Here is a 13,997-nt window from a genome sequence, read left to right as displayed (position 1 = left end):
CCCGAACAAAGAATAACCAAAGCTCACGGGCGCTTCCAGACGTAATTTTTCAGTTTTCCAGAAATCCTTAATTTCCCACTGTACCGCGCCAGCTCTGCCCTGTCGCCCGGTTGCGCCGTTAAGACAAGAAACCAAAACGATCCTTCAAATCTCACATAAAATTAATTTTTCTCTTATTTATCTGTTTGTTATGATTTTCCTTAGATCCTCCACAGATCCATAAAAGTGAAAAATACTGAAATTTTTTTCAATCTTTTCAGTTCTGGTTTTACGCAAGACCGCCAGCACTGGCGCGGTCTGGCGGTCTGGTTTGTAGAAAAATAAAACTGAAAAATTTTTATGATCCAAAAACCGCAGGCGGGTGCGGTGTAGTGCGATTTTTGTCTGCGAAAGATTTTTTTTGCCCTGCTGTGACGCACCAGCGCCCTGCCATGCGCACGATCTGTTTTGAGGGTGCGCTCACTACCTAAAATGGCTGAACGCGCCAGAGCGCCGCTGACAGCGCCTGCTACGGTAGAGTACGGTTATTTTGCAGGGGGGTGCCGGCGCGGGTTGTCGCTCCGCATGGAATACCGCGTAAATGCTCTGGCCACGGCTCCCATTTATAACGACCGGGCGCTGGCTGCAGCCTGAATCTGGGCGGCATTGAAAAGTAAGCCTCGCGTAAAGCATCATGCTGCGCCTTTTTCTCCAACTGCGAAAGATGACAGGCTCTGGCCTCCCTGTGCAGCTCCTGAAGTTGATGTTTTAGCGCCTTATCCATTCCCTCTCCTGTATAAACCTGAATGCCTCACGGGTTAGCTTCCGGCAGGGTGCACCCCAAAAACCTTAGCATTTCTTATCAGCTCGTGGGGTAAGGCATATCCGCGTATCCTCTGTTTTTAAATAAATAATTATTGTCGACTAAATTTCCCCTTGTCCCAACCCTCGCCACGGGCCGTTAAGTCGATTGAAGGCGCGGCCGCTATTCCCTCAGCATCATAAAAAAATGCGGACGTTGTAAAGCTGTACACGGTGCCATAAACAGTAAATGAGATATTGTTGCCTATGCCGTCAACTTTCGCGCGGGCGGTGTTCGCTGTAAGCGTGGGCGCGATATGTTGTTTTTCGAGAGCCACCAGCGAATCGCCGTCAATCTTGCTCGCTAAAAAATAACGATACACTTCTCCCGTGGTCATGTTCGAGCCGTCATACTCAGTAATGTATAACCAAGTCCGGGGCGTGAGCTGGCGAACTTCATAAAGCCGATCACTAACAGTTAAGCGCTGTATATGCTGGAAATAACAGTACCCAGCGATCACGATGGCCATTGTAATTGTAGCCACCCAATGTAACGCCTTAAACGCCCTAATAGTGGTGTTGCTTAACATAATCTATACCCTGTTTTATCCAGAACTGATCTCGCGGGTCGTCACCAAATGGCGCGTCGGAGTAAAAATGCCCCCAGACGGGTAGAGATGTTTTTGCCACTTCCTGAGCTGCGCCGGCGGCAATATGTAAAATTTCTGCGGGTATGCCGGCTGCATAGCCTACGGCCCCATAATGGAAGTTGCCGTAGTCGGCCCATAATTTATTTTTTTGTTTGTAATCCCACGGCCCGCGATTTCTAACACGCTGATAAAACCATATATAGGTAAGCGGGGCGGCCATGTCCTGCACTTCATGCCGCGCCCTGGCGAGCCTGATATAATCTCGCAAAATCTCCAGCCCACGGGGCAGATAGAGCGGTATACATGCCATTGTTAAATCCCTTCAGCCAGGCAAAAAGGGCAACATATGAGCAATAACGGTAACGCGTACTGCTTGAGATCAATTTATTAATTTTATTTGAAACATCAATAAGTAACGCTATTAAATAACACGAGCATATAACACAATTTGTATCACCTGCGATCCTTTTTTAGCCGTTAATGAGAGTTTACCCTCAATGGAAATGGAGTTTTAAAAATGGCTATTCCTGCTTATCTATGGCTTAGGGACGATGGCGGCAAATTTTTTTCGTTACAAAAATGGCGAGTACGCCCAGCAGAATGGAAGCTACGCCAAGGAAAATCAATAAAGAAAGGATATGACTAAACAAGCCGCCAAAGCTTGTAAAATCACTCAATCGAGCAAACTGCTCTGGAGTAAGTACACGAACGACGATCTCCGGAATAGTGAGAAAGAAAATAATCACCACCAGAACATAAATTGCCACTCTACCACTTTTTTTCATTTTCTTGCTTGCCCCTATGACGATGATGATCAATTATTGGCAGGGTAATTTTACAACAAGGCAAATTATAATGGCAGACAGCTATGCAAAAATGAAGGTGAAATCAGAAAGGAATTTTACCCTGACGATTACTGCCGCAATGCCTGTCGCCAGGTAATAAATGAAGAATGCCGTCTGACATTAGCACTTGTCGAAATCTATAACCGAAATGATGTTGCTCTTGATATACCACAAATGGCAAAAATATTTTATAAAATTCACTCAGATGGTAACAAAGAATAAATAATCGGCGATGCTTTATATGAGTTATTAAAAAGATGAAACGAGCAATATTATGGTTTCTGCAGTCATATATTTATTATATCCCTATAGCGCTCATTGTTGCTGGCGCTTATCTGTTCGCGCGTTTCATCCCCGACTATTTTGGTCTTCTTACCCTGGCATGGATCATCATCGTTACCTATTTTTATGTAAAACATAATCGTTGGTTTTGATGGGAATCAGGAAACCTACATGCCACATGCACGCAAGAAAAAAGCCAACCCCGCACTTCCACGGTGTTGGCCCTGTTTTAAAGCAGTGACATTCACAACAGGTTAAAACATGTAACGCATGCCCAGCGTAAATTCGTTAGAGACGATATGCGCCTTCATCTGCTCATCCTTCAAGCCACGCATGTTCGCATAGTTGTTATATCCACTTTCGATCTTACCCATATCGATATAGCGATAGCCCAGATCGACATACAGACGCTCAACCGGCGTGTAGCTTACGCCTGCGCCTAATGCGTAAGTCAGGTTGTTTTGCGTCGTCGAGCCGTATTCACGGCCAGGATTGCCCTGCCAGCCGCCGGCTTTAATCCTGCTCACACCAAGTCCTGCAGTACCGTAAAGAGAGACACCGTAGCCCAGTTCATAATCACGATAGACGTTCAGCATCAGACGTTCTGTTTCCGTCTTAAGATGATCAAAACCGTTAGGGAAGGCGCTGGAACCGTTGGTGTATTCGGTTTTCTGCTTAAAGGTGTATTCACCTTCAGTGCGCCAGCCGTTACCAAACTGATAACCCGCAGCAATCGCCGCACCGCCTAAGTGTTCTTTCTGTTTACCGCCCACAAACTGCCCGACACCCGGACGGGAGCTGGTATCCATCTCTTTGGCCCGCTGTTCAATCTGCAGATATTTTGCCGAACCGTAATACCCTTCTTCCGTATTTGCCGCCAGAACGGTAGCCGGGATCATCACGACAGGCAGGGCGACTACAATAGCTTTCATCTTCATCTACACTCCTTTGGAAAAACATTCCGCACGGCGAACCATCGTCTGCCGGTGTCAGGAAAAGTCAGTGAGACGAAGCATAAGCACTCCCGAAAGGGCAAACTATTCGGGTGAATACGCGTTTTACCTGGTAATTTTACGTAGGGATTTGTCTCGATTTTTATCCCGTTCTTTTTACTTTCAATGTGTTATCGATTGTGAAAAACGCAGCAGGACAATCGCGCCATCGGTCGGAACCATTTCCAGTTCCATCACATCCAGCGTGGTATTTTCCGGCAAGCTTAGGCTATCGACCGTTATTTGGTACATCCGTACTGCGGCCCGTGCTCATCAGGCCGGACTTTATTGGTCTTCTTAAAGCGACAGGAGATTAAGGAAAATTGTCAGAACAGGTGGACGATACGAAAAACCAGAATTGATATTTATCGCGTGATACGACACGCACAGTCATATTTTCTGGAGTCACCTCGCAATTCCCACATTTAGCCTTTAATCAGATACTGTAATTTTATTCAGCCTGGTATAATAAACGCGAACAAAATGACTTAAAAGTAAAGAAAGCGCTAACCGGATATAATTTTTAACATTATTAACGAACGCGGCATGAAGGTGGTGGAACACCTTCATGCCGCTAACCACAAAGCAACTTACATGGAGTTGAATATGGCTGAGACGAATTTTAAGCCAGAGTTTACTGTTTTCAAAACAGAATCAGACGCTTTTAACAGTATTACTGAAAACCACGATCTGATACGCAAAAATGATATCCGCCGTTTGTTTCCAATAACATCCCGGCCTAATGGCCGGGTTAACACATTTGCTGTTTACGATGAAAACATTAGCGAGCCAGGCTTTCGTTAAACATTAACAGCGAGCGCCATACATTCGCCTTGCTAATAAAAATATCATTCTACATTCCATAAATTAATTAACGTATCCTAAAAAAGAAAAAAGTTACAAATTGAAAAAAGATAATAATGTAACGTATAAATAATTTATCAACCATTTGGAAACCTACTTATGCCAATTCCAGCTCATTTATTTCTTAAAGACGACGGCGGCACCCCCATCAAAGGGTCATCTGACGTACAAAATCGCGAAGGTAGTATTGAAGTACTCTCCTTTTCGCATGGCCTACATATCCCTGTAGACGGTAATACTGGAAAACAAACAGGAACACGTGTACACGGTGCTTTTACTATTGGGAAAGAGTTTGATAGCGCCTCGACTTATTTGTACAAAGCCGTATCTACCGGGCAGCTTCTGAAATCAGCGGAAATGAAATGGTACCGTATAAACGATGCAGGTCTGGAAGAGGAATACTTCAATATGTTTTTGGAAAACGTCAAAGTCGTTTCGGTTACACCGGTAATGGCGAACTGTAAAGATCCGCACACCCAGCATCTTAACCATATGGAAATCGTTGAACTACGCTACGAGAAAATCACATGGAAATTTGTCGATGGGAATCTCATTCACTCTGATTCATGGAATGAAAGAGCTACAGCATAGCTGAGGAATTTATGGCCAGACTTACTTTTGATGGTTGTGCCCATACGCTTTCATTGCTAGGTAGTGATGGCTCTATTGTTGATACCTGGACCGCTTATAATAACGTTGATCGCAGAGCCACATTCAAACATATTAGCAACGGCACATATCAGATACAGGATAAATCAAAGCCACACCTTCACCCAGGCGATAGTGAAGATGGTTCGTATGGGACTTATGGAATCATTCGATTTAGCTATCCCGGACACCCGGGAGTAGGTGTACATTCAGGTCAGGCGCATAGCCGTTATAAACCGGGACCAGAACATCCAACAATGGGATGCATTCGAACTACTGATGAGGCGATGAAGAAAATAAAAGAGCATATGGCCAAGTCCTCCCTTTCTACTATCACCGTATCAAATAACAGCGCCTGCTCGGCCATGAGTGCGACGCAGAAATTTGAAAATATCTATATCCCACCGGGAATGAACTTGATATGAAAACGATGCAGTTGTTTTTAATTATGTTAGTGATATCGCACCTGGCTTATGCAAGTGACTGTGCTTCTGTAGAAGAAATGGACAAAGCAGATAACGCAGCCTCTGCCATTCATGGCTGGCAAGGTGTCTATTCTTTTTACGAAAATTACAGACAGTGTGATGAGGGATATATCGCAGAAGGGATGTCTGCGACTATTGTCGGACTATTAGCCAACAACTGGAAGACCTCCCATCAACTCATGCATTTATCTGAAAGCGACCGCGCTTTCGAGTCATGGATGATTAATCACATCAATACGACCACGAACGATCGTGATCTCGATAAAGTCGTGAGAAACGCCGCGGATAACTGCCCGGAAGGCGATAAAGCGTTCTGCAATCAGATTGAGAATGCCGCACAAGGCGCGTTGAAGGAACTGCAAAGCCAATAGCCAAAAGTGCTCTCACGGGGAGAGCAGGAAACGAAGCAATCGATTCTCTCCCACCTCTCGTACTCCTGCTCGCTTCCCCACCTCACTTTCTGCAATTCTAAAGAAATCCCCCATCGCGCCGATCATCATCCGTGTGTATTATTTCCCGTAGCTTTTACAACAACTACCCTTAACTCAAATACTTAAGCGCCAAAGCGAAAGGCATCATGAGCACACCGATCAAACGGCTAGAAATCATTAAAAATGCCATTGAACTGGAAGATGACGACATCATCCAGAGCCAGCTGACACGCCTGAAAAATGAAGCGTTTGACGATGCGCTACAGGCAATCGTCGTGGCGCTTGAGGAGAAGAACTACACCGCGGCGATGGCAGCAATCGTCGCCTGGTTGCAGGGCCAGCGCGCCGTGACCCCATGGCGCGACCCGCAGGTGGCGGCCAGCAAGCTGGAGCTGAAGGCGCTGGAAGAGCGTCTTCGCGATCTGATTGACCGTCGCAACGCGCGGGTGCAGCAGCTGGATGAATTTAACGATCTCTATTTCTCCCGCCTGGGTCCCCTGATGCAGCAGATCCTCGCCCTGCGTAAAACCCTGGCGGAGCTAAACCTGCGTCGTCAGCAGGCGGAAGCGCGTCGTCGCGAGGAAGATTACCGTCGCTGCCAGCACTATATGGCGCAGGCGGTAGAGGTGCTGGCGACGCTCACCCAGCGCTGGCGCGACCTCCCGGCAGATTCCGTACAGGCCGCCGAGGCGCGTAAGCATCTGGAGCAGCAAAGTAATCTGATTGCCAACCTGCTGGCCGAGGCGCTCGAGCTGGAGAGCGGCTTAACGCGCGAAGAGGAGCCTGCGCGGCAGGCCCGCGACGAAGCCAACGAAGAGTATGAGAAGTATCGCGAGCAGCATCACGATGCCGAAGTGCGGATGCGCAAGGGGAAAGATCTTTCGGACGAAGATCGGAACGAACTGAAGCGACTCTGGCGACAGGCGAGCAAACTTTGCCATCCGGACCTGGTGGCGGACGACCTGAAAGAAGAAGCCAACGCAATGATGGTGCAGCTTAACCAGGCCAAACAGCGTGGAGATGTGAAAGCCATCCGCTCACTGGTGGCCCGTCTGCAGCAGGGCTTCGAGCCGCTGATGGCCAGCGACAGGCTGAACGATCTGGAGCGTATCCGCAAAAAAATGGCGCAGGTCCGCGAGCAGATCGACATTTTAGTGAACGAGCTGGCGGAGCTGGAGAAAGAGGAGTCCTGGCTGCTGGTCTCGTCGCTGAGCAATATGGAAGCGTACTTTGCTCAGCAGGAGAAGGCGCTGCACGAGGTCCGCGCCTCGCTCGAACATCAGGTGAACGAAGCGCAGCTGGATTCCGCCGCCTGACTATTTGTCGTGCCAGTATGCGCTGGCACGCACCAGCTGTGGGTCAATCGCGTCGGTTTCAAACTGACGGCTCAGCGTTTTCACCACCTTCCCTTCCCCGGTGAGCCAGATGAAGTAGTCCTCCGCCGGGACGCTCAGCGCCGCCAGATGATCTGCGACCGCCTGCTCGCTGTGCCCCACCACCCAGGTGATATCGAACCCACTCAGGTGCGCCAGATACGCCTTATAAGACTCGTCTCCAACCGTCACTACCGCATGAACCTCCGGGCGAACCGGCAGTTTAGCAAGGCTCTCTAAGCGCCGACGCAGCGCAGGCATGCCGGATTCATCGCACACGTACAGCTGCCAGGCGTAATCTTCCGGCACCACCAGCGAACCGCGCGGGCCGCCGATTGTCAGTCTGTCACCCGCTTTCGCCTCAAGGGCCCAGCGGCTGGCAATACCGCCGTCATGAATGAAGAAATCAAGCATCAGTTCGTGACGGGCTTCAGCGTACAGCGGCGTATAGTCGCGCGCCTGCGGACGCACGCCTTCACCCCAGTCGATGCCTTCATCGGTCACCACCGGCGGTACAAACGTTGTCCCGGGGGCCGGGAAAAAGACTTTGGTGTGGTCGTCGAAACCGCGGGAGCTGAAGCCTTCCAGCGCCTCGCCGCCCAAAACAATACGCTGGAAGCCCGCGCTGACGCGCTCAACGCGAAGCACCGTCAGCTCGCGAAAACGCAGCTCATTACGAACACGCTGCGGGTAACGGGTAGATGCCATTTTTAGCCCCTTCTCTGGTGAATACGATATATCTAAATCAATTTTCAAATGATAATGATTACTAATCAGAGAAAAAGCAAGATCTTTTAGATTGCATCTGAATATATCTTAGATATAGTTTAGATATATCAAATAAAAGGGGATAGTATGCGACACGAACACGAGGGCGGCGGACGTCGACCGCGCTTTTTCGGCCACGGCGACCTGCGGCTGGTGATTCTGGATATCCTGACCCGCAACGCGAGCCACGGCTATGAGCTGATTAAAGAGATCGAGAACCTGACCCAGGGAAACTACACCCCCAGTCCTGGGGTGATCTATCCGACGCTGGACTACCTTCAGGATCAGGCCTTTATCACCATTACCGAAGAAGACAACGGGCGTAAGCGGATTGCGATTAGCGCTGCAGGACAGCAGTGGCTGGATGAAAACCAGGAGCAGCTTGAACACATACAGGCCCGTATTAAAGCGCGCTCCGTTGGCTTTCAGCTGCGCAAAAACCCGCAGATGAAGCGGGCCCTGGATAACTTCAAAGCGGTGTTAGACCTGAAGGTGAATCAGGGAGAGCTCAGCGACGCGCAGCTGAAGCAGATCGTCGGCGTGATTGACCGCGCGGCGCTGGAGATCTCCCAACTGGATTAAGCCGGCGCGTGTTCGCTCACGCGGAAGACGCGTACCAGCTCTTTAAGGTGCATCGCCTGTTCGTTAAGCGATGCCGCCGCCGCAACCGACTCCTCGACCAGCGCGGAGTTTTGCTGGGTGGTGGCATCAATCAGGCCAATCGCGCTGTTGATCTGCGAGATCCCCTCCGTCTGCTCATGGCTGGCCTGGCGGATCTCGCGCAGGATCACATCCATCTCCTCCACGTTGCCGACCATCCCGTTGATCAACGCGCTCGCTTTCTCCACCAGGTTCATCCCGTCCTGAGTCTGGCTGGTGGAACTCTCAATCAGCTCGCGGATTTCACTGGCTGACGACGCGCTCTTCTGCGCAAGCTGGCGCACCTCACCGGCCACCACCGCAAAGCCGCGACCGTGCTCGCCGGCACGCGCCGCTTCCACTGCCGCGTTCAGCGCCAGAATGTTGGTCTGGAACGCAATGGCGTCGATCAGGTCGATAATGTCGGACATCCGGTTCGAGGTTTCATTAATCAGGCGCATTTTGCTGGTCACCTGCTTCATCATCTCGCCGTTGTTTTTGACCACCGTGGCGGCATCTGCCGAGAGGTTAGTCGCTTCCCCGGTGTGCGCGGCCGTGTTTTTCACCGTCGCGGTGATCTGCTCCATTGAGGCGGCGGTCTGCTCAACAGAACTTGCCTGCTCTTCCGTGCGCGCGGCCAGATCCTGGTTCCCGGCGACAATCTGCGCGGCTGCGCTGGAGATATTCTCCGAGCCGGTCTGGACCTGCTGCACAATATCCAGCAGACGCGACTTCATCTCCATCAGCGCATGCAGCAGCAGGCCCGTTTCGTCTTTGCCGTGCGGCGTGATGCTCCCCGTCAGATCGCCTTCTGAAATCGCTTTTGCAAAATTCACCGCCTCGCCGAGCGGACGGGTGATAGCGCGCACAATTAACCAGCCAATCAGGCTACCTGCCGCGACGCTAAAAAGAGTAATCAGGATCAGCAGCAAACGGCTGGACCTGAAATCCCCTTCCACCTGCGCGCCAGCACTCTGCATCTCGCTGTTTTGAATGGCAATCAGCTCCTTCACCTTCGCTTTATAAGCCTGCTGCACGGCGAGAGTGGTGGTCATCATCTCCTGAATGGCGCCCTCACGATTGTTGTTCTGCACCGCCTGCAAAATGCGGTAGCGCGAGTCCAGATACTGCTGGCGCACGCTGCGGATCTCCGCCAGCACCTGCTGAGACTTTTGATCCTGCAGGGCGTTGTTCAGCTCTCCCAGGATCACCGTGATATGCTCGCTGATCTCTTTCAGGCGCTGCTGAGACTGCCCCGTGTAAGTTCCCCGTTCATCCAGCAGCATCAGTTGCTGAGTGCTAATAAATTCCTGGAAGTTATCAATTAACTGGTTCGCTTTTACCGTGGTGGGATAATCACGGGTAATAATGGATTGCATCCCGTTATTTGCCCGGTTCAGGCTCAGCAATGACAGGCTCGCGCTGATGACCATCAGGACAATAAAGAACCCAAACGCCAGAAATAATTTCGTGCCGATCTTTACGTCATGTAGGAACATATTTTCTCCATCGATGTGATTATTTCTCAGACGATCGCTGTTATCGGTAACTAACTAGCTAACTTTATGACTTTGATCGTTTTTTTATTTCATAACCATCACAATGGATAGGTAGCGGCTATTAATATTGCCCCATCGATCGTTACCAGACCGCCAGACGGGGCTTTTTCGAAATAGCATTCTGAATAACTGACTTAGGCAGGAATAAATAACTGAGGCACTTTCTTTAGTTATTTAATAAAAGATTAACATTAAACCACATGAATAGTTACAATCAGAAAAATAAAAAGCCGCTTATTCCTTACGGTACAAACGGCTTTTCTGGAACATAATGGCTTAATGGAGCACGGTCACGGCATCCTTAAGACGTCCGGCGCGGTGTTTCACCATCGCAGAAATGTGCGCGCTCTCCTCGACCAGGTCGGCGTTTTTCTGCGTGATGCTGTCGAGCTCGGCCACCGCGCGGGTTAACTCTGACAACCCGGTGGCCTGCTCGGACGTGGCGTGGCTGATCTGGGCGATCAGCTGCGTCACGTTCTTCACCTGCTCGACAATATCATCCATCGTGCGGCCTGCGGCGTGGACCTGTTCGGAGCCGGACTGCACCTTGCTGGCGCTGGCATCAATCAACTTACGAATATCATTTGCTGCGCTGGCGCTGCGGCTGGCGAGATGGCGCACTTCACCAGCCACCACGGCAAAACCTTTCCCCTGTTCGCCGGCCCTTGCCGCTTCAACAGCCGCATTCAGCGCCAGAATGTTAGTCTGGAACGCGATGTCGTTAATCAGGGAGGTAATGGAGCCAATGCGCTGCGTGCTGTCGGCGATGTCATCCATGGTTTTAACGACGGTCTGCATCGCATTACCCCCTTTCGTCGCCGCACTGCTGGCAGCCACGGAGAGTTTATCCACCTCGGCGGCGGTTTCAGAATTACTCTGTACGGAAGCGGCCATCTGGTTCATTGTCGCGACGGTCTGCTGCACGTTTGCCACGGTCTGACGCGTACGATCGTTCAGATCGTCATTTCCCTTCGCCAGCCTGTCGCTGCCGTCGCGGACGCTCACCACCTGGCTCGAGACGTCATTGATCAACCAGCGGCACATCAGGCCCAGCTGCCCTACCGCCCGCAGCGTTAGCCCCAGCTCATCGCTGCGGTTCAGATGCTCCACGCTGTTGCGCTCACCGGTTGCGACCCTCAGCGCCTGTCGCGCCACATTCTCTACCGGGCGGACAATCTGTTGCTCAAACAGCAGCGTCCCCAGCAGCATCACCACCGCAGCAGCGGCGAGCGGCGTCCAGCCTGCGGAGGTGGTAACCAGCGAGACGGCGAGTACGGCAAAGAGTACCGCCATCACGCTGCGCACGCGCCAGCGCAGCGGCATGGCCGGTAGTTTACCCAGCCAGCCCTTTCTGACCACCAGCCCTTTATGAATACGTTTCTTACAGCTTCCGTCATTCAGCGCCCGGTAGAGCGGCTCCACGGTGGCAATTTCCTCCGCAGTGGCCCTGGTGCGAATCGACATATAGCCTGTCACCTGCCCGTGGCGCACCATCGGCACCGCGTTAGCACGCACCCAGTAGTGGTCGCCGTTTTTACGTCGGTTTTTGACGATCCCGCTCCACGGCTCGCCCTGCTGCAGCGTGTACCACATATCGGCAAACGCGGCTTTTGGCATATCGGGGTGGCGCACCATATTGTGTGGCTGGCCCGTCAGCTCATCGAGCTGGTAGCCGCTCACCTGCACAAAGGTGTCGTTAGCGTGGGTGATGTAGCTGTGGATGTCTGTGGTAGACATTAAGGTGGTGTCATCGTCCAGAGGATATTCATTCTGGGTGACATAGGTTGGAGAGGACATCGTGGGCATCCCTTGCAGGTTATTTGAATGTTAATTTTGTGGGTCAATGTTTTTTCGGCGGTAAACAATTTATCTTTAGTTGTTAAACTTGATGAAGATCGCAGATTTGACTTAAACCATACTTTTTGTGCGATTTTATAATCCATTGATTTCAAATACTTTCGATAAGAAATTACCCACAGTGCATGACCCATTAACGCTTACTTAAGTCGCATCACCTGCACCTCTTTAGTGCAACATGGCGCTTACCCCCTCCCTGATGCTCGCAATCCGGTACCGCGAAATCCCGTTTCGGTTGTATCGGCATGATTAAATATTGTGCAACATTATTTTAACCTGGCGTTTATCCCGATTTTCGTTAAGGCAGCTGAAGTGGCGTAATCCCTGCAATACTTAAACCAGTATCATGTGATACGCGATCCCCGGGAGCATATTTTGAACAGGTTACCTTCCAGCGCCTCGGCTCTTGCCTGTACCGCGCACGCACTGAATCTCATTGAGAAGCGAACGCTTGATCATGAGGAGATGAAACAACTTAACCGAGAGGTCATCGATTACTTTAAAGAGCACGTCAATCCAGGGTTTCTGGAGTATCGCAAATCTGTTACCGCCGGCGGGGATTACGGAGCCGTAGAGTGGCAAGCAGGGAGTCTGAACACGCTTGTCGACACCCAGGGACAGGAGTTTATCGATTGCCTGGGAGGTTTTGGAATTTTCAACGTGGGGCACCGTAATCCAGTTGTGGTTTCCGCCGTACAGAATCAACTTGCGAAACAACCTCTCCATAGCCAGGAGCTGCTCGATCCGCTTCGCGCCATGCTCGCGAAAACGCTGGCAGCCTTAACGCCCGGCAAACTGAAATACAGCTTCTTTAGCAACAGCGGCACGGAATCGGTCGAAGCGGCGATTAAGCTCGCCAAAGCGTACCAGTCGCCGCGCGGGAAATTCACCTTCATTGCCACCAGCGGCGCGTTCCATGGTAAATCCCTGGGCGCACTGTCGGCGACCGCGAAATCCACCTTCCGCAAACCGTTTATGCCGCTGCTGCCGGGCTTCCGCCACGTGCCGTTTGGCGACATTAACGCCATGCGCACCGTGCTGACGGAATGCCGTAAAACCGGTGATGACGTGGCTGCGGTGATCCTGGAGCCGATTCAGGGTGAAGGCGGCGTGATCCTCCCGCCGCAGGGCTATCTGCCTGCCGTGCGTCAGCTGTGCGATGAGTTTGGCGCATTGCTGATCCTCGACGAAGTCCAGACCGGGATGGGGCGCACCGGCAAGATGTTTGCCTGTGAGCACGAGAACGTTCAGCCGGACATTTTATGCCTGGCGAAAGCGTTGGGCGGCGGCGTGATGCCAATCGGTGCGACGGTCGCCACCGAAGAGGTCTTCTCGGTGCTGTTCGACAATCCGTTCCTGCATACCACCACCTTTGGCGGTAACCCGCTGGCCTGTGCGGCCGCGCTGGCGACCATCAACGTGCTGCTTGAGCAAAACCTGCCTGCGCAGGCGGAGCAAAAAGGTGACATGCTGCTGGACGGTTTCCGCCAGCTGGGCCGTGAATACCCGGATCTGATCCAGGAAGCACGCGGCAAAGGGATGCTGATGGCGATTGAGTTTGTTGACAACGAAATCGGCTATAGCTTCGCGAGCGAGATGTTCCGCCAGCGGGTGCTGGTCGCCGGCACGCTGAACAACTCGAAAACCATCCGCATTGAACCGCCGCTGACGCTGACTATTGAGCAGTGTGAGCAGGTGCTGAAAGCGGCACGCAAAGCGCTGGCGGCGCTGCGGGTGAGTGTGGAAGAGGCGTAATCAACGCCGGGTGGCGCTACGCTTACCCGGCCTACCAAATACGGCATATGTAGGCCCGGTAAGCGTAGC

General features: G+C 51.5%; 15 protein-coding genes. 7 read left to right on the top strand and 8 right to left on the bottom strand.

The annotated features are described in order from the left end of the window. Positions 1-893 precede the first annotated feature (893 nt). The 5 genes from LDK53_RS20845 to LDK53_RS22975 form a co-directional block, all read right to left on the bottom strand. Positions 894-1,370 carry a hypothetical protein gene (locus tag LDK53_RS20845; RefSeq protein ID WP_225287960.1) on the bottom strand — a complete coding sequence of 159 codons (477 nt, stop codon included), beginning with the start codon at positions 1,368-1,370 and terminating at the stop codon, positions 894-896. Beyond that, complete coding sequence (locus LDK53_RS20840) at positions 1,348-1,740, bottom strand: polymorphic toxin type 44 domain-containing protein (protein ID WP_225287959.1); 393 nt, start codon at positions 1,738-1,740, stop codon at positions 1,348-1,350. Before LDK53_RS20840 ends, LDK53_RS20845 begins: the two co-directional genes overlap by 23 nt. Positions 1,741-1,972: 232 nt before the next feature. Then, a complete protein-coding gene (locus LDK53_RS20835) occupies positions 1,973-2,215 on the bottom strand; it encodes a hypothetical protein (RefSeq protein WP_225287958.1) in 243 nt (80 codons plus the stop codon). A 596-nt stretch (positions 2,216-2,811) separates the two neighbouring features. Beyond that, positions 2,812-3,495: an outer membrane protein gene (locus tag LDK53_RS20830; RefSeq protein ID WP_225287957.1), complete on the bottom strand. Its 684-nt coding sequence runs from the start codon at positions 3,493-3,495 to the stop codon at positions 2,812-2,814. A 177-nt stretch (positions 3,496-3,672) separates the two neighbouring features. After that, the gene (locus LDK53_RS22975) at positions 3,673-3,801 is read right to left on the bottom strand and encodes a hypothetical protein (RefSeq protein ID WP_263643512.1); all 129 of its coding nucleotides are present in this window, start codon (positions 3,799-3,801) and stop codon (positions 3,673-3,675) included. A gap of 354 nt (positions 3,802-4,155) precedes the next feature. On the opposite strand from LDK53_RS22975, the gene LDK53_RS20825 reads away from it, so the two are divergent. From LDK53_RS20825 to LDK53_RS20805, 5 genes are all read left to right on the top strand, one after another. Continuing rightward, on the top strand, positions 4,156-4,353 hold the full coding sequence (locus LDK53_RS20825; RefSeq protein WP_225287961.1) for a hypothetical protein: 198 nt from the start codon (positions 4,156-4,158) through the stop codon (positions 4,351-4,353). Between the two features lie 159 nt (positions 4,354-4,512). Continuing rightward, complete coding sequence (locus tag LDK53_RS20820; protein ID WP_025759598.1) at positions 4,513-5,004, top strand: Hcp family type VI secretion system effector; 492 nt, start codon at positions 4,513-4,515, stop codon at positions 5,002-5,004. 11 nt (positions 5,005-5,015) lie between these two features. Next, positions 5,016-5,486: a L,D-transpeptidase family protein gene (locus LDK53_RS20815; protein WP_128339716.1), complete on the top strand. Its 471-nt coding sequence runs from the start codon at positions 5,016-5,018 to the stop codon at positions 5,484-5,486. Then, positions 5,483-5,917 (top strand): hypothetical protein, encoded by a 435-nt coding sequence (locus LDK53_RS20810; RefSeq protein WP_045286314.1) that lies wholly within the window; start codon positions 5,483-5,485, stop codon positions 5,915-5,917. The genes LDK53_RS20815 and LDK53_RS20810 overlap by 4 nt, the downstream gene beginning before the upstream one ends. Positions 5,918-6,123: 206 nt before the next feature. After that, positions 6,124-7,293: a DNA repair protein gene (locus tag LDK53_RS20805; RefSeq protein WP_095450136.1), complete on the top strand. Its 1,170-nt coding sequence runs from the start codon at positions 6,124-6,126 to the stop codon at positions 7,291-7,293. On the opposite strand, the gene LDK53_RS20800 is transcribed toward LDK53_RS20805, so the two are convergent. Beyond that, positions 7,294-8,058, bottom strand: coding sequence for a siderophore-interacting protein (locus LDK53_RS20800; RefSeq protein ID WP_225287956.1), 765 nt, complete (start codon positions 8,056-8,058; stop codon positions 7,294-7,296). Positions 8,059-8,205: 147 nt separating this feature from the next. On the opposite strand from LDK53_RS20800, the gene LDK53_RS20795 reads away from it, so the two are divergent. Then, complete coding sequence (locus tag LDK53_RS20795) at positions 8,206-8,700, top strand: PadR family transcriptional regulator (protein WP_025759594.1); 495 nt, start codon at positions 8,206-8,208, stop codon at positions 8,698-8,700. Here LDK53_RS20795 and LDK53_RS20790 read toward each other — a convergent pair. Both LDK53_RS20790 and LDK53_RS20785 read right to left on the bottom strand, forming a co-directional pair. Next, positions 8,697-10,256 carry a methyl-accepting chemotaxis protein gene (locus tag LDK53_RS20790; protein WP_047959500.1) on the bottom strand — a complete coding sequence of 520 codons (1,560 nt, stop codon included), beginning with the start codon at positions 10,254-10,256 and terminating at the stop codon, positions 8,697-8,699. The two genes, LDK53_RS20795 and LDK53_RS20790, sit on opposite strands and share 4 nt — an antisense overlap. Positions 10,257-10,592: 336 nt before the next feature. Then, positions 10,593-12,113: a PAS domain-containing methyl-accepting chemotaxis protein gene (locus tag LDK53_RS20785; RefSeq protein WP_155031770.1), complete on the bottom strand. Its 1,521-nt coding sequence runs from the start codon at positions 12,111-12,113 to the stop codon at positions 10,593-10,595. 435 nt (positions 12,114-12,548) lie between these two features. Between LDK53_RS20785 and ygjG the strand changes: the two genes are divergently transcribed. Then, positions 12,549-13,928: a putrescine aminotransferase gene (gene ygjG, locus LDK53_RS20780; protein ID WP_032672648.1), complete on the top strand. Its 1,380-nt coding sequence runs from the start codon at positions 12,549-12,551 to the stop codon at positions 13,926-13,928. Positions 13,929-13,997: the final 69 nt, after the last annotated feature.

This window comes from Enterobacter sp. K16B, from assembly GCF_020216105.1.
GTDB classification, from domain to species: domain Bacteria; phylum Pseudomonadota; class Gammaproteobacteria; order Enterobacterales; family Enterobacteriaceae; genus Enterobacter; species Enterobacter sichuanensis.
Note: the sequence above shows the minus strand (reverse complement) of the source record. Positions and strands in the feature narration are given on the sequence as shown.